We start from the raw sequence: 22,624 nt of genomic DNA on the forward strand, positions 1-22,624 counted from the left end.
CTCCGAGCGGATCCCCGCCCGGCACCGAAGGACATCATCGTGACCCACTCCCAGGACCTCTTCGACCGCGCCCGCGACGTCATCCCCGGGGGCGTGAACTCGCCCGTCCGCGCGTTCGGCTCCGTCGGCGGCACGCCGCGCATGATGGTGAAGGCCGCGGGCCCGTACGTGACCGACGCCGACGGCGTGGAGTACGTCGACCTCGTCAACTCGTGGGGCCCCGCGATCCTCGGCCACGCCCGCCCCGAGGTCGTCAAGGCCGTGCAGGACGCCGCCGCCCTCGGCCTCGGCTTCGGCGCGACCACGCCCGCGGAGACGGAGCTCGCCGAGCTCGTCACGGATCGCGTCCGCGTCGCGGGCGTCGACGGATCCCCGGACCGCCGCCCGATCGAGAAGCTGCGCCTCGTGTCCACCGGCACCGAGGCCACCATGACCGCGATCCGCCTCGCCCGCGGGTTCACGGGCCGCGACCTCCTGGTGAAGTTCGCCGGCCACTACCACGGCCACTCCGACAGCCTCCTCGCCGAGGCGGGCTCGGGCGTCGCGACGCTCGCCCTGCCCGGCTCCGCGGGGATCCCCGAGGCCATCGCCGCGCAGACCATCGTCGTGCCCTACAACGACCTCGACGCCGTGCGCGCCGTCATCGCCGAGCACGGGCCGCGGATCGCCGCCGTGATCACCGAGGCCGCGGCCGCGAACATGGGCGTCGTGCCGCCGCTGCCCGGCTTCACCGCCGAGCTCGCCCGCATCGCCCACGACAACGGATCCCTCTTCATCTCCGACGAGGTCCTCACGGGCTTCCGCGTGCACCCGGCCGGCTACTGGGGCCTCGACAACGCCGGCCTCGCGGCCGACCACCCCGACGCCTGGACGCCCGACCTCGTCACGTACGGCAAGGTCATCGGCGGCGGCCTGCCCGTCGCCGCGCTCGGCGGCCGGGCCGACGTGATGGACCACCTCGCGCCCCTCGGCCCCGTCTACCAGGCGGGCACGCTCTCGGGGAACCCGGTCGCGGTCGCGGCGGGCCTCACGACCCTCCGCCTCGCGGACGCCGGCGTGTACCGCGCGCTCGACATCGCTGCCGACATCCTGATCTACGCGGTCGAGCTCGCCTTCGACCGCGCCGGCCTCGCCTACTCGGTGCAGCGCGCCGGCAGCCTCTTCAGCTTCACGTTCGGCACGCCGCCCGAGCACGGGATCACCGACTACGCCACGGTGCAGGCGCAGGAGACCTGGCGCTACCCGGCCTTCTTCCACTCCATGCTCGACCAGGGCGTCAGCCTGCCGCCGTCGGTGTTCGAGGCGTGGTTCGTCTCGGCCGCCATGGACGAGGCATCGCTCGACCGCGTGATCCGCGCCCTCCCGGCCGCCGCGCGCGCTGCCGCGGCGGCGACCCCGCCCGCGTAGCCGCGGCACGCATGAGGACGGGCCCGGCCGGTCGGCCGGGCCCGTCGTCGAACGCGCCTCAGAGCGTGATCGCCGCGAACCGCTCCAGCTCGACCCAGCCGTCGCGGCCGTCCTCGGGGGTGCCGGGCCGCGCGGTCGCGGGCACGCCGAGCCGGTCGGCGGCGGCGAGCTGCGCCACCCCGTAGCCCGTCAGCGCTCCGATCTCCGACACGGCGACCTGGTAGGTGCGGTACGGCCCGAGCTCGGGAGCGTCCGCGGTCGCCGACCGCCGGTCGAGGTCGCCGAGCTCCGGCGCCTGGTCGAGCAGGTAGGCGGTGGCCGCGAGCCGGTCGCCGGAGACCCAGGCGGCGATCTTCCAGAACATGAGCGGGATCCGCACGCCGCGGTACACGGGGTCGTCGTCCGAGAACACGGGGCCGGTGAACACCGTCATGCGCCGGTCGCCGAGGTCGGCGTTGTCGAGCACGTAGTCCTCGAGGCCGAGCCACAGCTCCTTGGACTGGTTGAACTCCGCCGCCTGCGGGGCCGCGTTCGTGTACGCGAAGGTGTCGGCGCTGGCGCGGGCGGCCTCCGCGATGCCGCCCCACACCGGATCCCGCCGCCGCACCAGGTGCCCGCGGTCGATGTCGTTGCGCGCGTACAGCTCGGGGCCGCACTGCTGCTCGGCCGGGAGGCGCGGATCCAGGTGCCAGTCGTCGGAGCGCTCCACGTCCACGAGGCGCGCGCCGTCGATGTTCACGGCCGTGACGGCGGCGAGGCGCCGGTCGGTGTCCATGAGGACCGTGAAGTGCAGGTAGTCGAGCCGCACGGGCCGCGCGTCGGCCGGAGCCTCCGGCAGCGGGAGGGCGATGGGCAGGAAGTCGAGGTCGTAGCCGTCCATGTCCGGAGCCTATGCCCGGCCTCGGACGCGCGACCGGGGCCCGGGTGGACGCGCAGCGGACGGCGGGCGACGGGAGGGTCGGCTCAGGCCAGGCGGAGAGGAGCCGTGGCGCGGCCGCGCGCGAGCTCGGCGAAGACGTCCGTGGTGAGCCGGTACGCGTTCTCGACCTCGGCGACGACCCGGGCCCGCTCGTCGTCGTCCCACGGCGCCTGGTCGAGTGCCTCGCGGTACGTGCTGCAGAACCGCCGGGGCTCGGCGATCTCCGCGAAGAGGTAGAGGCCGACGCCGTTCGTGTCGAACCCGAACTGGCGCTGCAGGAGCGAGCGCAGGAGCCGCCCGCCGGACAGGTCGCCGAGGTAGCGCGTGTAGTGGTGCGCGATGAAGCCGCCGACCCAGACCGAGCCGACCTGCTCGATCCGCTCCACGTACGCGGCCGTGCTCGCGAGCGGCCGGACGACCTCGCGCCAGTCGTGTCCGACGAGGTAGTCGAGGTCTGCCTCGATGGCGGGGAGGCGCGTGAGGCGGGGGCTGATGAAGCGCGCGGCGACGGGATCCGCTGCCATGCGCTCGGTCGCCTGCTCGATGGCGCGGTAGACGAAGTAGTGCTGGGCGACGAGGGCCACGTAGTCGTCGCGGCAGCCGCGGCCCGTGACGAGCGCCGTCATGAACTCGTCCGCGTCCTGCGCCTCGGCACGCGGTCGTGCCCGGTCGCGGAGGGCCTCGGTGAGGGGGACGACGTTCATGATGTAGGTGAGCCTAACCTCATCTGCCTGTCCCGCGGAAGAGGGCTGCGGCCCTCATGGCAGTCCGTCGGCGACGGCTCAGGAGGCGGCGGCGAAGAAGACGAGGCCGAGCAGCGGCGGCACGCCCTGGATCAGCGCGGGGACGAGGTACTTCTTGCCGGTGCTCGCGATGATGATCGAGGCCAGCACCATGCACGCGGTCGTGAACAGCACGAGCGTGAGGCCGGCGGGCGCGTTGCCGACGAAGTAGAGGATCAGCCCGAGGCCCGCGCCGAGCGCGAGGAAGAGGTTGTAGAAGCCCTGGTTGTAGGCCCACGGCTTGATGATGAGGGCCTTCTCCTGGTCGGCCACGCCGAAGCGCTTCCAGGCGAACGGCTTCTCGAACCAGACGCTCTCCAGGAGGAAGAAGAACACGTGCAGCAGCGCCGCGAGTCCGACGAAGGTTGTGCCGGTGGCGGCGACTGCGGTCATGATCCCTCACTCCGGCGGCACGGTGCCGCGTCGCGCCAAGGGTAGCGCGAGGCATTCGCCCGCTGCGTGCGCCCGCGGCGGGTGCTAGGCGCGGACGTCGACCACTACCCGGCCGCTCGAGGCGCCCGCGAGGATCCGCTCGCCCGCGGCGATCGCGCCGTCGAGCGGCACGGTGGTGGTGATCGCGTCGAGGAGCGCGGGGTCGAGGTCGGTCGCGAGCCGCGCCCACGCCTCCTCGCGCAGCGCGGCGGGCGCCTCGACGGAGTTGATGCCCGCGAGCGTGACGGCCCGGAGGATGAAGGGGAGCACGGTGCCCGGGAGGTCGGGGCCCTGCGCCAGCCCCGCCGCCGTGACGACGCCGCCCCACCGGGTCTGCGCCAGCACGTTGACGAGCGTCGCGCTGCCGACGCTGTCGACCGCGCCCGCCCAGCGGATGCGCTGCAGCGGCTTCCCGGGTCCACCGAGCTCGGAGCGGTCGATCACGTCGGCGGCGCCGAGCGCGCGCAGCCGGTCCCCGAGCTCGTCGACGCGGCCGGTGGAGGCGACCACGCGGTGGCCGAGGCGGGCGAGGAGCGCGACGGCGATGGATCCGACCCCGCCGCCCGCGCCCGTGACGAGCACGTCGCCGGATCCGGGCTCCACGCCGCCGCGCTCCAGCGCGAGCACCGAGAGCATCGCCGTGAAGCCGGCGGTGCCGACGGCGGCGGCGCGCGCGGCGGAGAACCCGGCGGGCACGCGCACGAGCGACGCGGCCGGCACCCGCACGCGCTCGGCCAGCCCGCCGTCGCGGCTCTCGCCGAGGCCCGCGCCGTTGAGGACGACCAGGTCGCCGGGGGCGAAGGCGTCGGATCCGCTCGCGGCGACCGTGCCCACCGCGTCGATGCCGGCGACGAGCGGGCTGGTGCGCGCGATGCCGGGCCGGCCGCCGAGCAGCATGCCGTCCTTGTAGTTGACGCTCGAGTAGAGGACGTCGAGCGCGACCTCGCCGTCGCCCGGTCCGTCGGGGCCGCCCGTCGCCCGCTCGTCGGGAAGATCGCGCAGCGCGACCTCGATGCCTGTCGTGCCGTCGTCGGCGACGGTCTGCTCGGCCACGAGCGCGCGGTATGTCATGCCGTCACGCTACGCCCGGGGTCCGGCGCGACCTAGCCGAAGAGGATCGCGGCCTCGTCGTAGCGCTGCTGCGGCACGGTCTTGAGGCGGCCGAGCGCCTCCTCGAAGCCCACGTGCACGATGTCGGTCCCGCGGAGCGCGACCATGCGGCCCCAGTGGCCGTCGCGCACGCTGTCGACCGCGGCGAGGCCGAGGCGGGTGGCGAGCACGCGGTCGTAGGACGACGGTGTGCCGCCGCGCTGGATGTGGCCGAGGGTCGTCGCGCGGGTCTCGATGCCCGTGCGCTCCTCGATGATGGGCGCGATCTGCTCGCCGATGCCGCCGAGCCGCGGGCGGCCGAAGGCGTCGAGCCCGCGCTCGCCGTGCGCGTCGGACGCGTGCTCGGGGATGAAGCCCTCCGCGACGACGACGAGCGGCGCGCGCCCGCGGTCGTAGGCCGAGCGGACCCAGCCGATGATCTCGTCCATGCTCGTCTTCTGCTCGGGGATGAGGATCGCGTGCGCGCCCGCGGCCATGCCGGAGTGCAGCGCGATCCAGCCGACGTGCCTGCCCATGACCTCGGCCACCATGCAGCGGCTGTGCGAGTCGCCCGTGGTGCGGAGGCGGTCCATGGCGTCGGTCGCGATCTGCACCGCGGTGTCGAAGCCGAACGTGTAGTCGGTGGCGTCGAGGTCGTTGTCGACGGTCTTGGGGACTCCGACGATCTTGAGGCCCGCGTCGGTGAGGCGCTTGGCTGCCGCGAGCGTGCCCTCGCCGCCGATTGCGAGGATCGCGTCGATGCCGAGGCGGTCGAGGTTCTCCTGGATCCGCTCCACGCCTCCGTCGCCCTCGAACGGGTTCGTGCGGCTGGTGCCGAGGATCGTGCCGCCCTGCTTGCCGATGCCCTGGATGTCGCGGCGCGCGAGCGGCATGACGTCGCCGTCGACGACGCCCCGCCAGCCGTCGCGGAAGCCCACGAACTCCTGCTTGTGGATGGTCGTTCCCTTGAGCACCGCCCCGCGGATGACCGCGTTGAGTCCGGGGCAGTCTCCGCCTGAGGTGAGGATTCCGATGCGCACACGTCCATCATGGGGCACCGGTCCGCGAGACTGGGCGGATGGACTCCGGACCCGACCGCCGCCCGCATCCCGCATCGCCCGCGACGGGCGACCTCGACGCCCTCGCGCGCCGCGCCATCGGCCTCGTGCAGGAGGGGCGACGGGCGATCCTCGCCATCGCGGGCAGCCCCGGCGCCGGCAAGACGACCCTCGCGCGGGCGCTCGTGGCGCGCGTCGACGAGCTGTCCGGCGACGGCACCGCGGCCTGCGTGCCCATGGACGGCTTCCACCTCGCCAACGCGACGCTCGACCGGCTGGGCCGCCACGACCGCAAGGGCGCGATCGACACGTTCGACGGCTGGGGCGTGCTCGCCCTGGTGCGGCGCCTCCGCGTCGAGACGGACCACGTCGTCTACGCGCCGTCCTTCGACCGGTCCGTCGACGAGGGCGTCGCGGGTGCCGTCGCGGTGGATCCCGGCACCCGCCTCGTCGTGCTCGAGGGCAACTACCTGCTCGTCGACGAGGATCCGTGGGGGCAGCTCGCCGCGGAGCTCGACGAGGCGTGGTTCTGCGCGACGCCCGGCGCGGAGCGCTTCGCCCGGCTGGTGGACCGGCACACGGCCGGGGGACGCGCGCCGAGCGCGGCCGAGGCCTGGGCCCGCGAGGTGGACGGCGCCAACGCGGCGCTCATCGAGGCGACCCGCGGCCGCGCCGACCTCGTGGTGGACGGCACGGCCGCAGGGGTGCCGGGGGCGATCGGCGGGTAGCGCGCGCGGGTCAGAGCTCGACGGTGCCGTGCTCCCCGACGTCCTCCGGGCGCTCGCCCGTGATGGCGGCCTTGGCGTACTTGATCAGCGCGATCGGCTTCGGGGTGTCCTGGTACCAGTACTCGGCGGCGTCGGCGTGCACGCGGATCAGCGCGACCGTCGGGTCGTCCTTCCCGCCCTCGAACCAGGCCTCGGCGCCGGCCGACCACAGCTCGTCGATGCGCGCGCGGTCGCGGGTGATCTCCGCGGTGCCCGCGATGGAGAGGAACCCGTCGCCGGACTGCAGCGACACGTTCACCTGGTCGTCGGCGCGGATCTCGGCGGTCTTGTCGCTCGGATCCTGGGTGAAGAACCAGAGGTCGCCGTCGAAGTCGCGCTCCTGGCTGGCGAGCGGGCGGCTGACGAGCTGCCCATGGGCGTTGACGGTGGTGAGGAGCGCGATGCGGGCGCTCTTCACGAGCTCGGCGACGCGCTCGCGGTCGTCTTGGTGGTCGTTCGTTGTGTCGGTCATGCGGGCGACGCTACGCGCGCGGTGGACGGCCGGGCGGGGTCGGCGGCCGTGCGTACCCTGAGGGGATGGACCAGGGCGGCGCGGAGGTGACGGCCCCCGACGCGGGCACCACGTACCTGCCCGACCGCGAGGTGGACCTCCGGCTGGTGCTGCGTCCGCTGTTCCGCGGCGTCGTGGATCCGACCTGCCGCTGGGACCCGGTCACGCCCGGATCCCGCCGCGTCGGCGTCTGGCGCACGGCCCGCACGCCGCTCGGGGACGCGTCGCTCCGGCTGGATCCGCGCGCGGACGGCGGCGTAGACGCGCGTGCCTGGGGCCCCGGCGCCGAGTGGGCCATCGCCGGCGTGCCGGAGCTGCTGGGCGAGGGCGACGACTGGTCCGACCTCGACGTCTCCGCGCATCCGCTGCTCCGCGACGCGCATCGTCGGCTGTCCGCGCTGCGCCTCATGCGCACCAACCACGTCTTCGAGGCGATGGCCTCCGCGGTGCTCGAGCAGAAGGTCACCGGGCTCGAGGCCAGGCGGGCGTGGCGGCAGCTGATCCTCGCGCACGGCGAGCCCGCGCCCGGGCCGGTGCCGGCCGGCATGCGCGTGCTGCCGTCGCCCGAGCGCTGGCGCCTCATCCCGTCGTGGGAGTGGCACCGCGCCGGCGTGGACCCGAAGCGGTCGCGCACGCTCATCGCGGTCGCGACCTCGGCGGCCGGCCTCGAGCGCACCCTCGCGCTCGGGCGCGGGAGCGAGGAGATCACGCGGCGGCTGCGCTCGATCCCGGGCGTGGGGATCTGGACGGCGGCGGAGACCACGCAGCGCGCCCACGGGGATCCGGACTCGGTGAGCGTCGGCGACTACCACGTGCACGACATGGTCGGGTGGGCGCTCGCCGGCCACGCGGTCGACGACGACGGGATGCTCGAGCTGCTGGAGCCGTGGCGCGGCCAGCGTCAGCGGGTGATGCGGCTCATCGAGGCGAGCGGGTTCCGGAAGCCGCGGTTCGGCCCGCGCATGACGGTGCAGGACCACCGGGCGCACTGAGCGCCGCGCGGCGGCGAGGCCCGATGGCCCGTCGGATCGGTGCGCGACGGATCAGCTGTCGGCCGCGATGCCGTCGGGCAGCTGCGCGCCCGCCTTCGTGAGCGCGTCCACGAGGTCCTGGCCGGCGACGGTCGTGATGATGTCGCCCTGGATGCGCAGCGTCGGCGTGCCCGTGACGCCCGCGGAGGTCGCGTCGGAGGTGTTGCTCGTGATCCACGACGAGTACTTCCCCTCGGCCACGCACGTGCGCGCCGCGTCCGCCGTGACGCCCTGGGTGGTGAGCCAGGTGACGAAGTCGGCGTGGGTCCACGAGTCGGTGATGGTGGAGTGGTTGTCGAACAGGGCCGAGTGCACGGCCGGCCACTTGTCGGGCTCCTCGGCGAGCACGCACGCGGCGGCGCTGCCCGCGACGACCCCGTACTTCGTGACGATCTGGATGGGGTGGTAGACGATGCGCACCTGGCCAGTGGCGGCGATCCGGTCGAGCAGCGGGCCGGTCTCGGCCTCGTACTGCGCGCAGTGGGGGCACGAGTAGTCCTCGTACACGTCCATGGTGACGGGGGCGTCCGCCGCTCCCACGCTGACGCCCGTGGGCTCGGTCGCGATGCGCACCTGGTCGCCCGTGGACAGCGCCGCGGTGGTGTCCTGGACGGGGCCCGCGGCGCTCGCCGCCTGGGACTGCCCGAGGAGATAGACGCCGCCGGCGATGGCCGCGATGACGATGACGAGGCCGCCCGCGACGGAGAACTGGGCGATGAGGCGGCGGCGCTTGCGGCGCCGGTCGTCGAGGGCCCTCTCGATGCGTGCCTTCTCGCGGATCGCGCGTACCTTCTCGTTCTCATGCCGGGCCATGGCCATGATCCTAGGGATCCGCATGCCCGCGCCCCTGGGAGGCGCCACAGCGCCGCGTATGGATAGGCTCGGCGCGTGCCCGACGACGTGACGTACGTACCCCGCCTCCCCACCGGCCAGCAGCACGAGCTCACCGCGGAGGTGGACGGCCGCTCCCAGCGCATCGTGATCGCGGAGGTCGGGGCGGCGCTCCGGGTCCTCCAGGTCGACGGGACCGACCTCGTCCAGTCCTACCCGGATCACGCGCGGCCCCCCTTCTGCAGCGGGATCGTGCTCGCGCCCTGGCCCAACCGGATCCGCGACGGCATCTGGGAGCATGGCGGCGTCACGCACCAGCTCGACATCACCGAGGTCGACCGCGAGAACGCGATCCACGGGCTGCTCCAGCACTCGCCGTACCGCCTCGCGGAGCGCGACGACGTCTCCGTGACGCTCGCCGCCGACGTCCACCCGCAGCGCGGCTACCCCTTCGCCCTCGAGACGAGCGTGCGCTACGAGCTCACGGGCTCCGGCGTCCGCGTCACGCACCTGATCCGCAACGTCGGCTCGGCCGACGCGCCCGTCGCCGTCGGCACGCACCCCTTCCTCCGCGTGGGCGACGTGCCCACCGAGGACCTCGAGGTCGTCATCGACGCGCCCACCCACATCGAGGTGGATCCCGTGCGCCTCAACCCCACGGGCGTCCAGGCCCCGGTCGACGGCACCCGCTACGACCTGCGCCAGGGCGTGCGCGTCCGCGACGCGCAGCTCGACGACGCGTGGGCCGACGCCCGCGTGGTCGACGGCGTCAGCCGCCACGGCGTGCAGGCGCCCGACGGCCGACGCACCGAGATCTGGGCCGACGGCGAGTTCACGTACTGGCAGGTCTTCGTCACGCCGTGGTACCCGGTCGCCGACGGGCACGTGTGGGCGGTCGCGGTGGAGCCGATGACGGCGCCGGCCGACGCGTTCAACTCGGGCGACGGCCTCATCACGCTCGCGCCCGGATCCGAGTGGTCGGGCACCTGGGGCATCGACCTGCACGACTGAGCCCGCGCGGCGCCGACCGTCTGGATGCCCGCTGGGAGCCGTGGTCGGAAACCGAAGCGACCCGGGACGCCCGGCGCGGACCGTCCTAGCGTCGGAGCATGACCGACACCAGCGCGACCACCGCAGCCCTCGACTCCATCACCGGCGTGCACCACGTGCGCCTCTCCGTCACCGACCTCGGCCGTTCGCGTGCCTTCTACGAGGGCGTGCTGGGCCTCACCCCCGCCATCGAGAGCGAGGGTGACGCGAGCGACCCCGCCGTGCGCGAGGATCCCGCCCAGTACTTCGGCGGCGTGATCTACGGCGTCGGCTCGCAGCTGCTCGGCCTCCGCCCCATCGCGGACGGTGACGCCTCGGGCGACGACGCCGCGTTCGACCCCGCCACCCGCGGCCTCGACCACGTGAGCCTCCAGGTCGGGTCGCGCGACGACCTCGTGCGCGCGGCCGCCCTGTTCGAGGAGCGCGGCATCGCCCACGGCGAGGTCATCGACTTCCCCACGGGCATGTCGATCCTCTCCGTGCAGGACCCGGACGACATCAACGTGGAGCTCGTCGTCGCGGGCTGATCCGCGAGCCGGGCGGCGGCGGTGCGCACGAGCGTGCCGCCGCCGTTCGCGTGCGTAGCATTTCCCCTAGTGCCGAGCAGAGCACGACCCGGTCGAGGAGGACGCGATGACGATGACGGACCCCCTGGCGCTCGAGAGCCAGGTCTGCTTCCAGGCGGTGGTGGCCGCCCGCACCGTGGTGGCCGTCTACCGGCCGATCCTCGAGCCGCTCGGGCTGACGCACACGCAGTACCTCGTGATGCTCGCGCTGTGGGAGCGGGACGACCGCTCGGTGTCCGACCTCGGATCCACCCTGCAGCTGGAGCCCGCCACGCTGACGCCGCTGCTCAAGCGCCTGCAGGCCGCCGGCTTCGTCGACCGGGCCAGGAGCGCCGTGGACGAGCGCGTCGTCGTGGTCTCCCTCACGGAGGCCGGCCGTGAGCTCCGCGGCCGCGCCGTGGACGTGCCCGCGCAGGCGGCCGCGCGCACCGGCCTGACCGTCGCCGAGCTCGAGGCGCTGCGCGACGCGCTCGACGACGTGGTGGGGCGGCTCACGGGCGCGCTCCCGGACGGCGGGGCGGCCTGATCCGCTGCTCCCGTCCGCGGATCAGCCCGTGCCGACGGTCGCCGGGCCCTGGCGGGTGAAACTGAAGACGTCGCCGGAGGACGCGACGAGGTCGGCCTCCACCGAGGCCGGGGCGGCGGGATCGACCGAGACGCTGACGCGGTCGCGGGTGATGTCGACGCCCCATCCCGTGAGCCAGCCCGCGCGTCCCGCCGGGGTCGCGTCGAGGGCGGCGCCGATGTCCATGAGCTGCTGCTCGGTGCGCTCCGCGGTCGTGACCCGCAGCGGGTCCGCGCCCGCGATCTCCGCGATCGTCTCCCGGACGTCGGGCCCGACCTCGCCGACGATCGCCACGACCATCACCTGCGGCTCGGCGACCGGGTTCTCGACCCACACGCCGCCGGACGCGCCGAGCGGGGCGAGGATCGCGCGCATCTCCTCGAGCTTCGCCGGCAGCGTCTCCTGGCGCGCGAACTCGGCGGCCTCGGCCGGCGTGAGGCGGAGGCCCGTCCAGTCGCTGGACACGGTGTCGGATGCGGCGGCCACCTTCTCGACGTAGGCGCGATCGGAGCGCAGGGCGAAGATCCGGCGCTTGTCGATCTGCCGGTCGATCGCGTCGGGCTCGGCGGAGGGGGTCGCGGTCGGCGCGTCGGCGGTGGCCTCCCCGGCCGCCGGGCGCCCCTCCGGCCGCATGGCCGTCGCGACGGCGAGGGTGCCCGTCGCGATGACGGCGGCGGCCGCGACGACGACGACGACGGCACGGGTCCGGCGCGCGGGCGTGCGGGGCATGGCGGGCGACCTCTCCGCGGAGGGCGCTTCCGCAGGGCGATCCTCCCGCGCGGTCGCGCCCGCGGGCAAGGGCGTCGGCAGGGTCTGTCCGCTCAGCGGCCGCCGTCGAACGGCGCCCAGCTCGCGTCGGTCACGCGCGTGGTGCCGTCGACGGCCTCCACGGAGAGGCCGGCGCCGTCGAGGGTCCCGACCGTCGCGCTCGTGAGGACGGCGGCGTCGCCGTCGACGAAGGCCTCGATCGTGCGGTCGTCGAGGACGAGGTCGAGCGTCACCGTGTCCCCGGGTGCCGCGTCGGGCAGCGGCGCGGTCGCGGGTCGGTCGTACGCGTCCGGCATGATCCCGTCCGGGTCGTCGTCGCGCACGACGAACGCCTGCCGCCTGGCCGCGTCGTAGCCGACCGTGACGGTGCCGCCCTCCGGGGAGGCGAGCCGCACGCGGGTCTCGCGCGCGGGATCCGCCGGGTCGGGCGTGAGCGTGAGCCGGAGGCGCGAGGGGCCGCGGGGTGCGTCGGCGAGCGGGGTCGCGGCAGCGATGCGCGCGTCCGGGATGGCCCGGGCATCGCCCTCGCGACCGGTCAGCGCATCGAGGGGAGCCGAGCGCAGGGCCCAGCCGGCGCCGTCGGGCACGAGCCGCAGCTCGCGCACGAGCGACTGGCCGCCGCCCGCGCCGCCGTCCCGCAGCGGCAGCCGCCCCGCGTAGGCCCAACTGCTCGTCCAGCCCATCGCGTAGCGGCGGGTGGGCGCGGTGCCGTCGGCCGGATCCGCCCAGGTGACCCCCGCGTAGAGGTCGGCGCCCTGGTCGAGCCAGCGCGGGGCGTCGTCGTCGGTCGTGAAGCGCTCGCCGTCGAAGTCGCCGACCCAGTACGCGTAGCCCGTGCCGCGGCCCTCGGCGGCGCCGTCCGCGCCGACCCCGAGGACCCAGCGGACGCGGCTGGGATCGTCCGCGCTCGCGATGGGGAAGACGTCGGGCGTCTCCATCGTGCCGAGGTCGTCGCGCGCGAAGTCGGAGCGGTAGGTCCAGTGGATGAGGTCGGGCGACGTGTAGAAGCCGATGCGCCTGCCCTCCGCGAGCGCCATGCTCCACCGCCCGTGCTCGCCGTCCCACACCACCTTCGGGTCGCGGAAGTCGGGGCCGCCCGGGTTCTCCATGACGGGGTTGCCCGCGTAGGGCCGGAAGCGGTAGCCGCCGTCGGTCGAGTAGTAGAGGGACTGCCGCTGCACGCCCTCGGACTGCTGCGTGAGGATCGCGATGACCGTGCCGCCGCCGAGCCCGGACGTGTTCCCGGTGTCGACCACGACGCTGCCGGTCTCCGCGTCGCCGAGCGGGGTGTCGTACTTGTCGATCGCGATGCCCTCGTCGTGCCACGTGACCATGTCGGTCGACGTGTAGTGCCGCCACGAGGATCCGTTGCCCGTGGGGTGGTCGGCGTTGACGAGCGCGTAGGCGTGCCAGACGCCGTCGAGCAGGAAGGGGCGCTGCGGGTCGTTCATGAACTCGCCCGAGGGGCGGATGTGGATGCCGTCGTCGGCGGCGCGGGGCGCGGGCGGCGGGGGCGCGACGGGCCCGCGGTCTGCGCCCGTGACGCCGCGCACGGCGACGACGAGCGCGGCGACGACGAGCGCGGCGACCAGGAGGATCGCGACGGCCACGACGAGGGCGCGGCGATGGCGGTGGGCGAGCGGCCGGATCCGGTCGCGCGCGCGTCTCGCGAGCCCGGCGGCGGGCGGGCGTGACGGGGATGCGGTCATGTCGTCGGTCTCCTCGCGGTGGGCGATCGGGGGCAGACGGGTGGCGGAGCGGAGCGGGAGAGCATGCACCGCCGCACGACCGATCCGGCGACCGTACAGGTCGAGCCGGGCCACGTCCACCCCGTTCGGGGGACACGCCCGGGATCCGGCCGCGACCCCGCCCGGGGGCGCGCCGGGCCCCGATCACCTCCTAGGCTCCCCGACCGGGGGAGCGTGCACCGCGCGACGCGATCGGACTCATCGACACGAGAACGAGAGTGAGAACAGGTGACCAAGAGAATCAGGCGCGGGCTGTCCGCGTCCGCTGCGGCGACCCTGGTGGTGGCGTCCGCGCTGCTCGCCGGCGGATCCGCCCAGGCCGCGGGCACGACGCCGCCGCGGCCCACCGTGCACACCCAGAAGGCGTACGCGCCGGAGGACGACTTCACGGCCCACTGGACCCGCGCGGACGCCAAGCAGATCGCGAAGCTGTCCGACCCGACCGCGGCGCCCCGGACGAACTCCATGCCCGAGGCGCTCACCATGCCGCAGGTGCCGCAGGACTTCCCGACGATGACCGACCAGGCGTACGTCTGGGACACCTGGCCGCTCACGGACTCGTCGGGCCAGACCTACAGCGTCGACGGCTACGACGTGATCTTCGCGCTCACCGCCCCGCGCACCCTGTCGTTCGACGACCGGCACACATACGCCAAGATCGGCTACTTCACGCGGCCCACGGGGACCCCGACGAAGGAGCGCCCGGACAACGGCGGCTGGACCTACCAGGGCAACGTGTTCGAGGACGGCGTCACGGACGGGATCTTCCCCGACCAGTCGTTCACGCAGCAGGCCGAGTGGTCGGGATCCGCGCGGATCATGGCCGACGGCACGGTCAAGCTGTTCTTCACCGACGTGGCGTTCTACCGCGACGCGAAGGGGCAGGACGTGAAGCCCGCCGACCCGGTGATCTCGCTCAGCCAGGGGCGCGTCGAGAAGGTCGACGGCGCGGTCGCGCTGAAGGGCTTCGAGACGGTGACCCCGCTGATGCGCCCGGACGGGAAGAGGTACCAGACCAACGAGCAGAACTGGTCCACCAACTTCCGCGACCCGTTCACGTTCACGGATCCCGACCACCCGGGCAAGACGTACATGGTGTTCGAGGCGAACGTCGCCGGGAAGCGCGGCGAGCAGGAGTGCGACGCGACCGACCTCGGCTACCGGAAGGGCGACCCCGCGGCGGAGGACCCGAAGGAGGTGACCGCGAGGGGCGCGAACTACCAGATGGCCTCCATCGGCCTCGCGGTCGCGGACGACGCGGACCTCACGAAGTGGCACTACCTGGATCCGCTGCTCGAGTCGGCCTGCGTCACCGACCAGACCGAGCGGCCCGAGGTGATGATCGAGAACGGCAAGCACTACCTGTTCACCATCAGCCACCGGTCGACGTTCGCGGCCGGCATCGACGGCCCCGAGGGCGTCTACGGCTTCGTGGGCAACGGCCTGCGCAGCGACTACAAGCCGATGAACGGCGGATCCGGTCTCGTGCTCGGCAACCCGACGAACCTCAACTACGCGGGCGGCACCGCGTACGCGCCCGACTACAACCAGACGCCGGGCGCGTTCCAGGCGTACTCGAGCTACATCCTCCCGGGCGGGCTTGTGGAGTCGTTCATCGACGCCGTCGGCTCGAAGGAGTCCTTCCGCCGCGGAGGGACGCTCGGGCCGACGGTGAAGCTGGAGTTCGACGGCGACACCTCGGAGCTCGACCGCGGCTACGGCGAGGGCGGGCTCGGCGGGTACGCCGACATCCCGACGACCCGGGTGTTCGACCCGGCGCACCCGCCGCAGTAGGGCCAGGCGCGGCGGCGGCGGTCATCCCGTCGTCGCCGCGTCCTCCCGGGCCGCTCATCTACACTCGCAGTCGATGCCCGCCCCGTCCCCGACCCCGATCCCGCCGCGCGTCCAGCGCGTGATCCGGGGGCTCGCCGCATCCACCACCGCCACGTTCGTGGCCGCCCTATTCCACGAGGCGGGCGGCGGTGCCGCCCCGTCGTGGGCCGTCGTGGCGTTCGGGCTCGCGCTCGCGTCGCTCGCGGCCATCGCGCTCGCCGGCGCGCGCACGTCGCTGTGGCGCCTGGTCGCCGCGGTGGGCGTCAGCCAGCTCCTCTTCCACGGCCTGTTCACCGCGGCGGGCGACGCGAACGGCGCCTCCCTCGCGGCGGATCCGCACGCGGGCATGGGGCACGGCGCGTCGCCGGTCGCGCTCCCGGGCCTCGACGCCGCGGCCGGCGGATCCGCCGCGCTCGACCCCGGCATGCTGCTCTCGCACGGCGCGGCCCTCGTCGTCACCGTGCTCGCGCTGCGGCACGGCGAGGCCGCCATCCGCGCGCTCGTCGACGCCTCCGCGGTCCGCGTCGTGCGCGCCCTCGCGATCCCGTTCCTCCGGCCGGAGGGGCGGCGTGACACCGCGCTCGCCCTGGCCGTCCGCGCGCCCCTGGCGCTGCGCGACCTCTGCGCCCGGCTCGGCCGCCTGCGTCACCGCGGACCGCCGCGCGCCCGCGCGCTCGCCGCAGCCTGACGCGCCGGCCGGATCCCGCGACCCGCGGATCCCGGCCCACCGCGCGAGCCCGCTCGCGCCGCGGACGCGATGCCCCGCATCGCCCGCCCCCTCTCCTCCCTCATCGGACGCCGGCACCGCCGCGTCCGCTCCCGGGGCCGCCCCGCGCGGCCCGGAACAGGACACCAGCACATGACCACCTCATCCCCCTCCGCTCCCCGCCGCCGGATCCTCCGCTCGGCGACCGCGCTCGTCGGCGGCGTCGCGCTCGCCGTCGCCGTGCCGCTCGCGGCTTCCGCGCACGTGCGCGTCTCGCCCGACCAGGCCGCCGCCGGCAGCTACAGCACGCTGACCTTCAAGGTCCCGACGGAGTCCGCGACCGCGACGACCACGAGCGTCACCGTCGACCTGCCGAAGGACGCCCCCTTCTCGAGCCTCTCCACCGAGCCCGTGCCCGGCTGGACCGCCAAGGTCACGACCGAGAAGCTCGACACCCCCGTGAAGACGGACGACGCGACCATCACGGACGCGCCCGTCGAGGTCACCTGGACGGCCGACGACGGCGTGGGCATCAAGGCCGGCGAGTTCCAGCGCTTCACGGTCTCGGTCGGACCCGTGCCCGACACCGGCAGCATCATGCTCCCCGCGCACCAGGGCTACTCGGACGGATCCGTCGTCGACTGGGACCAGGCGACGCCGGCGTCCGGCGAGGAGCCGGAGCACCCCGCGCCCACGCTCTACGTGGACGACGCCCCGCCCGCCGACTCCATGAGCGCGATGACGACCACGGCGGCGCCCGACACGACCGTCACGACGGCGGCGTCCGACACGAGCGCGACGAGCAGCGCGGTCGCGGTGGGCCTCGGCGTGGGCGGGCTCGCCCTCGGCGCGGTGGCCCTCGTGGTCGCGGTCTTCGCGCTCACCCGCGTGCGCCGCGAGGGCGGCGGCCAGGCGTGACGCCCGGAGACCGGATCCCGGCCCGCACCGGCAGGCGCCCGCTCTGGCGGCTCGCCGCGGCGGTCGCCGGTGCCGCGCTCGCGACCGGGGCGCTCGCGCTCGTCGGGCTCGCGCAGGGGAGCGGGCCCGACGGCGCGCTGTCGGCGTCCGCGCACAACTACCTCGTGTCGAGCTCGCCCGCGGCCGGTTCCACGGTCGACGCGCCGCCGTCGGAGGTCACGCTCACGTTCAACGACGTGATCCTCGACCTCGCCGCGGCGGGCGGGGGCGGCGGCGACGCGTCGACCGGGTCCGCGCCCGCCTCGGGCGGCTCGTCCGTGGTGCAGGTGACGGGACCCGACGGGCAGGGCACGCACTTCGAGACCGGCTGCGCGACGGACTCCGGACGCACGGTCTCGGTGCCGGTCGCGCTCGGCGGATCCGGGCAGTACACGGTCACGTGGCGCGTGGTCTCCGCGGACGGGCACCCGGTCTCCGACTCGATCGCGTTCACGTACCAGGCGCCCGCGGGCGCGACGGCATCGGCGGGCACGCCCGACGGGCCGGGGTGCGCGGCGGCGCAGGAGGGGGCGACCGGATCCGGTGCGACCTCGTCGGGCGGCGCCGGGTCGTCCGCCGCCGATCCGGGCACCGCGGCCGGCCAGGAGCAGGGCGTCGCGCCGTACCTCGGCGTCATCGTCGGCGTGGGCATCGGGATCGTCGTGCTCGCTGCGGCCGCCGTCGTCCTCATCGTGGTGACCGGTCGGCGGAAGCCGGCCGCGGCGGCCGCGACGGGTGACGCCGGTGGCGACGCCCCGCGCGACGGCGGCCCGCCCGCCGCCTGACCGCGTGCGCCCCGCGACGACGGGCCCGGACCCCTGCGGATCCGGGCCCGTCGTCGTCCGCGCGGGGAGTCGGGTCAGCCCCCGCCTGGCCCCATCACCTCGACGGCGCGCGCGAGGGCGTCGCGGCAGGCGCGGATCCCCGGCCGGTCGAGGCTGCCCACGCGCGACGACGTGAACACCGTGCGCCGCGGCGAGCCCGGCAGGCCGATGAGCCGCACGTCGGGCTCGCGGCCGGCCCACACGAGGTCCGGCAGCACGGAGGCCGCATGCCCGCCGCGCACCAGGTCGATGTGCGCCTGCAGGTCGGCCGTCACGTACCGCACGTCCGGCTCGAAGCCCGCGACCCGGCACACCTGCTCGGCGAAGTGGCGGGACGCCGTGCCCGCGGGCTCCATCACCCACGGCAGGCGACGCGCGTCGGAGATCGAGCGCACGTCGTCGCGGCCGGGTGGGAGGCCGAGGCGGAGCGGATCCACGCACAGCTCCTCGCGGTCGAGGTCGGCCGGCCGCGGCGCCGCGTGCGCCGGGTACTGCTCGGCGATGACGAGGTCGTGGTCGCGCGCCCACACGTCGTGCAGGCCGGACTCGGGCTCGCGCATCGTGATCTCGACGCGCAGGTCGGGGTAGTCGTCGCGGAGGATCGTGAGCGCCGGCGGCACGAGCGCGAGCAGCGCCGACTGGAACGCCGCCACGCGGATGGTGCCGGACACGTTCGCGAGCGACGCGTTCACCTCGGTCTCGGCCCGCTCCAGCCGTTCCAGCAGCGCGGTCGTGTGCTCCACGAGGATCTCGGCCTGCGGCGTGAGCACCACCCGCCGGCCGACGCGGCGCAGGAGCGGGACGCCGGCCTCGCGCTCCAGCTGCGCGAGCTGCTGCGACACCGACGACGGGCTGAACGACAGCGCGTCAGCGACCGCGCCGATCGTGCCGCGGAGCTTGAGCTCGCGCAGGAGCCGCAGCCGTCGCATCTCGAGCACGTGCGCCTCCCCGTGATCTCAGGCGAGCGTGGAATCATCGGCAGGACCGCACGATGATCATCGGAAACGTTCAGCGCATCCGATGAGAGCATGGTCGCACACTGGGAGGACGCGCCCGCAGCGCGGCCGACGCCGGGGCACATCGCCCGACCCGAGACGAAGAGGTTCCCGCATGACCGCCGAGACCGCATCCGCCCCCGAGACCGCGCAGATCCCGACGATGGACGGCGCCCCCGACGCACCGGACCGCGAGGCGCTCGCCGACCGGTCCGTCGCGCTCGTGCGCACCTGGCTCGCCGAGGCGGCCCAGCACCCCGCGGATCCCTCCGCCGAGCGCCTCGCCGGCGTCCTCAAGGACGAGAACGGCCTCGACTTCACCATCGGCTTCGTCGACCGCGTCGTCCGCCCCGAGGACCTGCCTGTCGCCGGCAACAGCCTCGCCGCGCTCACGGCCAAGACCCCGGGCTTCCTGCCCTGGTACATGCAGGGCGCGATCCGCGCGGGCGGCATCCTCGGCCCCGTCCTCCCGCAGGTGGTCGTGCCCGTCGCGCGCCGCGTGCTGCGCGAGATGGTCGGCCACCTCATCGTCGACGCGACGAGCGAGAAGCTCGGCCCGGCGATCGCCAAGCTGCGCGAGGGCGGATCCCGCCTCAACCTCAACCTGCTCGGCGAGGCCGTCCTCGGCGAGAAGGAGGCCGCGCGCCGCCTCGCGGGCACGCGCGAGCTGCTCGCGCGCGACGACGTGGACTACGTCTCCATCAAGGTGTCGAGCGTCGTCTCGCAGCTGTCGATGTGGGCGTTCGACGAGGCCGTCGACAAGGTCGTCGAGCGCCTGACCCCGCTGTACGAGCTGGCGTCGAAGGCGGCGACCCCCAAGTTCATCAACCTCGACATGGAGGAGTACAAGGACCTCGACCTCACGATCGAGGTGTTCACGCGCGTGCTCGACCAGCCGCAGCTGAAGGACCTCGAGGCCGGGATCGTGCTGCAGGCGTACCTCCCCGACGCGCTCGCCGGCCTCCAGCGGCTGACGGCGTGGGCGCAGGAGCGGCGCGCGGCGGGCGGCGCGCCCATCAAGGTCCGCATCGTGAAGGGCGCGAACCTCGCGATGGAGCAGGTCGACGGCCGCATGCACGACTGGCCCGTCGCCACCTGGGCCACCAAGGAGCAGACCGACACGCACTACAAGCGGATGCTCGAGCACGCGCTCCAGCCCGCCGCGGCCGACGCCGTGAAGGTCGGCGTCGCCGGGCACAACCTCTTCGACGTCGCGTACGCGTGGCTGCTCGCGGAGGAGCGCGGCGTCACCGACCGGATCGAGTTCGAGATGCTGCTCGGCATGGCGACCGGCCAGGCCGAGGCCGTGAAGCGCGCGGTCGGAGGGCTCCTGCTCTACACGCCCGTCGTGCACCCGACCGAGTTCGACGTGGCCATCTCGTACCTCATCCGCCGCCTGGAGGAGAACGCGAGCCAGGAGAACTTCATGTCGGCGGTGTTCGAGCTGAGCACGTCGTCCGAGCTGTTCGCCCGGGAGGAGTCGCGGTTCCGCGCGTCGCTGGAGGGCGTCGACGACGTGATCCCCGCGCCGAACCGCACGCAGGACCGCCGCTTCCCGCCGGAGCTCGACGACGTGGATCCGCTCGCCGAGCCCGAGACGCCGGAGGAGCCCGAGGAGGAGGTCGACCCGCAGCTCACGAGCGTGGTCCAGGGCTTCACGCGCGGATCCCTGCTGACGCCCGACGCGCTCGTCGACCCCGCCGCCTCCGCGACCCCGTTCCACAACGCGGCGGACACGGATCCGGCGCTGCCGACGAACCGCGCCTGGGGCCGCGAGATCCTGTCGCGCGTCGAGGCCTCGCAGCTCGGCGTCGCGACCATCGAGGCCGCGCGCATCGACTCCACCGAGCAGCTGGACGACATCATCGACGGCGTCCGCACGGCCGCCGCGTCCTGGGGCGCCCGCCCCGGCGACCAACGCGCGGCGCTCCTGCACCGCGTCGGCGTCGCGATCGAGCGCAACCGCGCGCGCCTCATCGAGGTGATGGCGTCGGAGACCGGCAAGACCATCGCCGAGGCCGATCCCGAGGTCAGCGAGGCCGTGGACTTCGCGCACTACTACGCCGAGCGCGCGCGCGACCTCGACCGCGTGCAGGGCGCCCGGTTCGTGCCGTCGCGCGTGACAGTGGTCGCACCGCCGTGGAACTTCCCCGTCGCGATCCCCGCGGGCAGCATGCTCGCGGCCCTCGCCTCCGGCAGCGGCGTGGTCGTCAAGCCCGCAGGCCAGGCCCGACGCTCCGGTGCCGTGCTGGTCGAGGCGCTCCGCGAGGCGGGCGTGCCGCGCGAGCTGCTCGCGCTCGTCGACGCGGGCGAGGCCGAGTTCGGCGAGCACCTCATCTCCCACAAGGCGGTCGACCGCGTGATCCTCACGGGCGGCTACGAGACCGCCGAGGTCTTCCGCTCCTGGCGCTCGGACCTCCCGCTCCTCGCGGAGACCAGCGGCAAGAACGCCATCATCGTGACCCCGAGCGCCGACCTCGACCTGGCCGCCGCCGACGTCGTGAAGAGCGCGTTCGGCCACGCCGGCCAGAAGTGCTCGGCGGCGAGCCTCGTGATCCTCGTGGGCTCGGTCGGGAAGTCCCGCCGGTTCCTCACGCAGCTCACCGACGCCGTGTCGTCGCTGCGCGTGGGCTACCCGTCGGACCCGACCACGCAGATGGGCCCGATCATCGAGCCGGCCGCCGGCAAGCTCAAGCACGCGCTCACGCAGCTCGGCGTCGGCGAGAAGTGGCTCGTGGAGCCGGAGGCCAAGGACGAGACCGGCCGCCTCTGGTCGCCCGGCGTCCGCGACGGCGTGAAGCCCGGGTCGTACTTCCACCTCACCGAGTTCTTCGGACCGGTGCTCGGCGTGATGCGCGCCCGCACGCTCGAGGAGGCCATCCGCTTCCAGAACGCGATCCCCTACGGACTCACCGCGGGCCTGCACAGCCTCGACGCGCGCGAGCTCGAGCAGTGGCTCGAGACCGTCGAGGCGGGCAACCTCTACGTCAACCGCGGGATCACGGGCGCGATCGTGCAGCGCCAGCCGTTCGGCGGCTGGAAGCGCTCCTCGGTCGGATCCGGCACCAAGGCCGGCGGCCCGAACTACCTCATGGGCCTCGGATCCTGGGTCGCCGACGCGGGCCGGCACTCGAGCTCGCTGCACCTGCGCGGGCTGTCGCCGCGGGTCACGGAGCTCATCGAGTCGGCGCAGCCCGCCATCCGGTACGAGGACTTCGACCTCGTCCGCCGCTCCGCGCTGAGCGACGCGGTCGCGTGGCACGACGAGTTCGGCCAGGTGAAGGACCCGAGCGGCCTCGGCGTCGAGCGGAACCTGTTCCGCTACCGCCCGCTGCCCGTCACGGTGCGGCTCACGGAGTCGGGCGCGCTCGCCGACCTGCTGCGCGTGCTCGCGGCCGGGCGGCTGGCGCGCGCGGAGATGCACGTGTCGGTCCCGGGGATCCTCCCGGCCGGCCTCGGCCAGGTGCTCGAGGACCTGCCGAGCGTGCACGTGACCATCGAGACGGACGAGGCGTGGCTCGCCCGCGTCGCCGCGGACGGGATCGCGACCGAGCGCGTGCGCCTCGTAGCCGCGCGCGACTCGCGGCTCGTCGAGGCGCGCGCCCTGTCCGACGCGCTCCGCGGCACGCCCGACGTCGCGGTCTTCGCCGACGAGATCACCGCGGCCGGCCGCGTCGAGATGCTCACGTTCCTGCGCGAGCAGGCGATCAGCATCACGGCCCACCGCTTCGGCAACCCGGACGACTGGAGCGAGGCGGTCATCTAGGCGACCGCGATCGAGGTCC

General features: G+C 74.4%; 21 protein-coding genes. 11 read left to right on the forward strand and 10 right to left on the reverse strand.

Annotated features, from left to right (window positions below; all coding sequences use genetic code 11):
• Positions 1 to 39 precede the first annotated feature (39 nt).
• Complete coding sequence (gene hemL / locus K0V08_RS14080) at positions 40 to 1,407, forward strand: glutamate-1-semialdehyde 2,1-aminomutase (RefSeq protein WP_079531588.1); 1,368 nt, start codon at positions 40 to 42, stop codon at positions 1,405 to 1,407.
• Positions 1,408 to 1,465: 58 nt separating this feature from the next.
• Here hemL and K0V08_RS14085 read toward each other — a convergent pair whose 3' ends face one another.
• The 5 genes from K0V08_RS14085 to K0V08_RS14105 all read right to left on the reverse strand — a co-directional run bounded on the left by K0V08_RS14085 (position 1,466) and on the right by K0V08_RS14105 (position 5,669).
• On the reverse strand, positions 1,466 to 2,287 hold the full coding sequence (locus K0V08_RS14085) for a DNA/RNA non-specific endonuclease (RefSeq protein ID WP_079531590.1): 822 nt from the start codon (positions 2,285 to 2,287) through the stop codon (positions 1,466 to 1,468).
• A gap of 83 nt (positions 2,288 to 2,370) precedes the next feature.
• Positions 2,371 to 3,030 carry a biliverdin-producing heme oxygenase gene (locus tag K0V08_RS14090; RefSeq protein ID WP_079531593.1) on the reverse strand — a complete coding sequence of 220 codons (660 nt, stop codon included), beginning with the start codon at positions 3,028 to 3,030 and terminating at the stop codon, positions 2,371 to 2,373.
• Positions 3,031 to 3,108: 78 nt separating this feature from the next.
• Positions 3,109 to 3,501 carry a DUF1304 domain-containing protein gene (locus K0V08_RS14095; RefSeq protein ID WP_079531595.1) on the reverse strand — a complete coding sequence of 131 codons (393 nt, stop codon included), beginning with the start codon at positions 3,499 to 3,501 and terminating at the stop codon, positions 3,109 to 3,111.
• Positions 3,502 to 3,585: 84 nt separating this feature from the next.
• Complete coding sequence (locus K0V08_RS14100) at positions 3,586 to 4,611, reverse strand: MDR family oxidoreductase (protein ID WP_079531598.1); 1,026 nt, start codon at positions 4,609 to 4,611, stop codon at positions 3,586 to 3,588.
• Positions 4,612 to 4,643: 32 nt separating this feature from the next.
• Positions 4,644 to 5,669 (reverse strand): 6-phosphofructokinase, encoded by a 1,026-nt coding sequence (locus K0V08_RS14105; protein ID WP_011931824.1) that lies wholly within the window; start codon positions 5,667 to 5,669, stop codon positions 4,644 to 4,646.
• Positions 5,670 to 5,707: 38 nt separating this feature from the next.
• Here K0V08_RS14105 and K0V08_RS14110 point away from each other — a divergent pair, with 38 nt between their 5' ends.
• Positions 5,708 to 6,415, forward strand: a complete 708-nt coding sequence (locus tag K0V08_RS14110; RefSeq protein ID WP_011931825.1) for a nucleoside/nucleotide kinase family protein — start codon at positions 5,708 to 5,710, stop codon at positions 6,413 to 6,415.
• Between the two features lie 10 nt (positions 6,416 to 6,425).
• On the opposite strand, the gene K0V08_RS14115 is transcribed toward K0V08_RS14110, so the two are convergent.
• Positions 6,426 to 6,926 (reverse strand): pyridoxamine 5'-phosphate oxidase family protein, encoded by a 501-nt coding sequence (locus tag K0V08_RS14115; protein ID WP_079531601.1) that lies wholly within the window; start codon positions 6,924 to 6,926, stop codon positions 6,426 to 6,428.
• Between the two features lie 65 nt (positions 6,927 to 6,991).
• On the opposite strand from K0V08_RS14115, the gene K0V08_RS14120 reads away from it, so the two are divergent.
• Positions 6,992 to 7,957, forward strand: a complete 966-nt coding sequence (locus K0V08_RS14120) for a DNA-3-methyladenine glycosylase family protein (protein ID WP_079531603.1) — start codon at positions 6,992 to 6,994, stop codon at positions 7,955 to 7,957.
• 51 nt (positions 7,958 to 8,008) lie between these two features.
• Here K0V08_RS14120 and K0V08_RS14125 read toward each other — a convergent pair whose 3' ends face one another.
• Positions 8,009 to 8,809, reverse strand: coding sequence for a DsbA family protein (locus K0V08_RS14125; protein ID WP_104293601.1), 801 nt, complete (start codon positions 8,807 to 8,809; stop codon positions 8,009 to 8,011).
• Positions 8,810 to 8,884: 75 nt separating this feature from the next.
• On the opposite strand from K0V08_RS14125, the gene K0V08_RS14130 reads away from it, so the two are divergent.
• From K0V08_RS14130 to K0V08_RS14140, 3 genes are all read left to right on the forward strand, one after another.
• Positions 8,885 to 9,838, forward strand: a complete 954-nt coding sequence (locus K0V08_RS14130) for an aldose 1-epimerase family protein (protein WP_079531606.1) — start codon at positions 8,885 to 8,887, stop codon at positions 9,836 to 9,838.
• 98 nt (positions 9,839 to 9,936) lie between these two features.
• Entirely contained in the window at positions 9,937 to 10,404 is a 468-nt protein-coding gene (locus tag K0V08_RS14135; RefSeq protein WP_011931830.1) for a VOC family protein, read from the forward strand.
• Between the two features lie 106 nt (positions 10,405 to 10,510).
• Positions 10,511 to 10,969: a MarR family winged helix-turn-helix transcriptional regulator gene (locus tag K0V08_RS14140; protein ID WP_011931831.1), complete on the forward strand. Its 459-nt coding sequence runs from the start codon at positions 10,511 to 10,513 to the stop codon at positions 10,967 to 10,969.
• A 21-nt stretch (positions 10,970 to 10,990) separates the two neighbouring features.
• Here the strand turns inward: K0V08_RS14140 and K0V08_RS14145 are convergent, their stop codons facing one another.
• Positions 10,991 to 11,737: an alpha-lytic protease prodomain-containing protein gene (locus K0V08_RS14145; protein ID WP_079531608.1), complete on the reverse strand. Its 747-nt coding sequence runs from the start codon at positions 11,735 to 11,737 to the stop codon at positions 10,991 to 10,993.
• A gap of 92 nt (positions 11,738 to 11,829) precedes the next feature.
• Positions 11,830 to 13,485, reverse strand: coding sequence for a glycoside hydrolase family 32 protein (locus tag K0V08_RS14150; RefSeq protein WP_079533652.1), 1,656 nt, complete (start codon positions 13,483 to 13,485; stop codon positions 11,830 to 11,832).
• Between the two features lie 267 nt (positions 13,486 to 13,752).
• Here K0V08_RS14150 and K0V08_RS14155 point away from each other — a divergent pair, with 267 nt between their 5' ends.
• The 4 genes from K0V08_RS14155 to K0V08_RS14170 all read left to right on the forward strand — a co-directional run bounded on the left by K0V08_RS14155 (position 13,753) and on the right by K0V08_RS14170 (position 17,805).
• Positions 13,753 to 15,318 (forward strand): glycoside hydrolase family 68 protein, encoded by a 1,566-nt coding sequence (locus K0V08_RS14155; protein ID WP_079531611.1) that lies wholly within the window; start codon positions 13,753 to 13,755, stop codon positions 15,316 to 15,318.
• 73 nt (positions 15,319 to 15,391) lie between these two features.
• The gene (locus tag K0V08_RS14160) at positions 15,392 to 16,045 is read left to right on the forward strand and encodes a hypothetical protein (RefSeq protein WP_079531613.1); all 654 of its coding nucleotides are present in this window, start codon (positions 15,392 to 15,394) and stop codon (positions 16,043 to 16,045) included.
• A 171-nt stretch (positions 16,046 to 16,216) separates the two neighbouring features.
• The gene (locus K0V08_RS14165; RefSeq protein ID WP_011931836.1) at positions 16,217 to 16,981 is read left to right on the forward strand and encodes a YcnI family copper-binding membrane protein; all 765 of its coding nucleotides are present in this window, start codon (positions 16,217 to 16,219) and stop codon (positions 16,979 to 16,981) included.
• A complete protein-coding gene (locus tag K0V08_RS14170; RefSeq protein ID WP_079531616.1) occupies positions 16,978 to 17,805 on the forward strand; it encodes a copper resistance CopC family protein in 828 nt (275 codons plus the stop codon). The genes K0V08_RS14165 and K0V08_RS14170 overlap by 4 nt, the downstream gene beginning before the upstream one ends.
• 74 nt (positions 17,806 to 17,879) lie before the next feature.
• Here the strand turns inward: K0V08_RS14170 and K0V08_RS14175 are convergent, their stop codons facing one another.
• Positions 17,880 to 18,782 carry a LysR family transcriptional regulator gene (locus K0V08_RS14175; protein ID WP_011931838.1) on the reverse strand — a complete coding sequence of 301 codons (903 nt, stop codon included), beginning with the start codon at positions 18,780 to 18,782 and terminating at the stop codon, positions 17,880 to 17,882.
• 172 nt (positions 18,783 to 18,954) lie between these two features.
• Here K0V08_RS14175 and K0V08_RS14180 point away from each other — a divergent pair, with 172 nt between their 5' ends.
• Positions 18,955 to 22,605 (forward strand): proline dehydrogenase family protein, encoded by a 3,651-nt coding sequence (locus K0V08_RS14180; protein WP_079531618.1) that lies wholly within the window; start codon positions 18,955 to 18,957, stop codon positions 22,603 to 22,605.
• Positions 22,606 to 22,624 lie beyond the last annotated feature (19 nt).

The sequence above is a fragment of the Clavibacter michiganensis genome, assembly GCF_021216655.1.
Taxonomy (GTDB): Bacteria; Actinomycetota; Actinomycetes; order Actinomycetales; family Microbacteriaceae; genus Clavibacter; species Clavibacter michiganensis.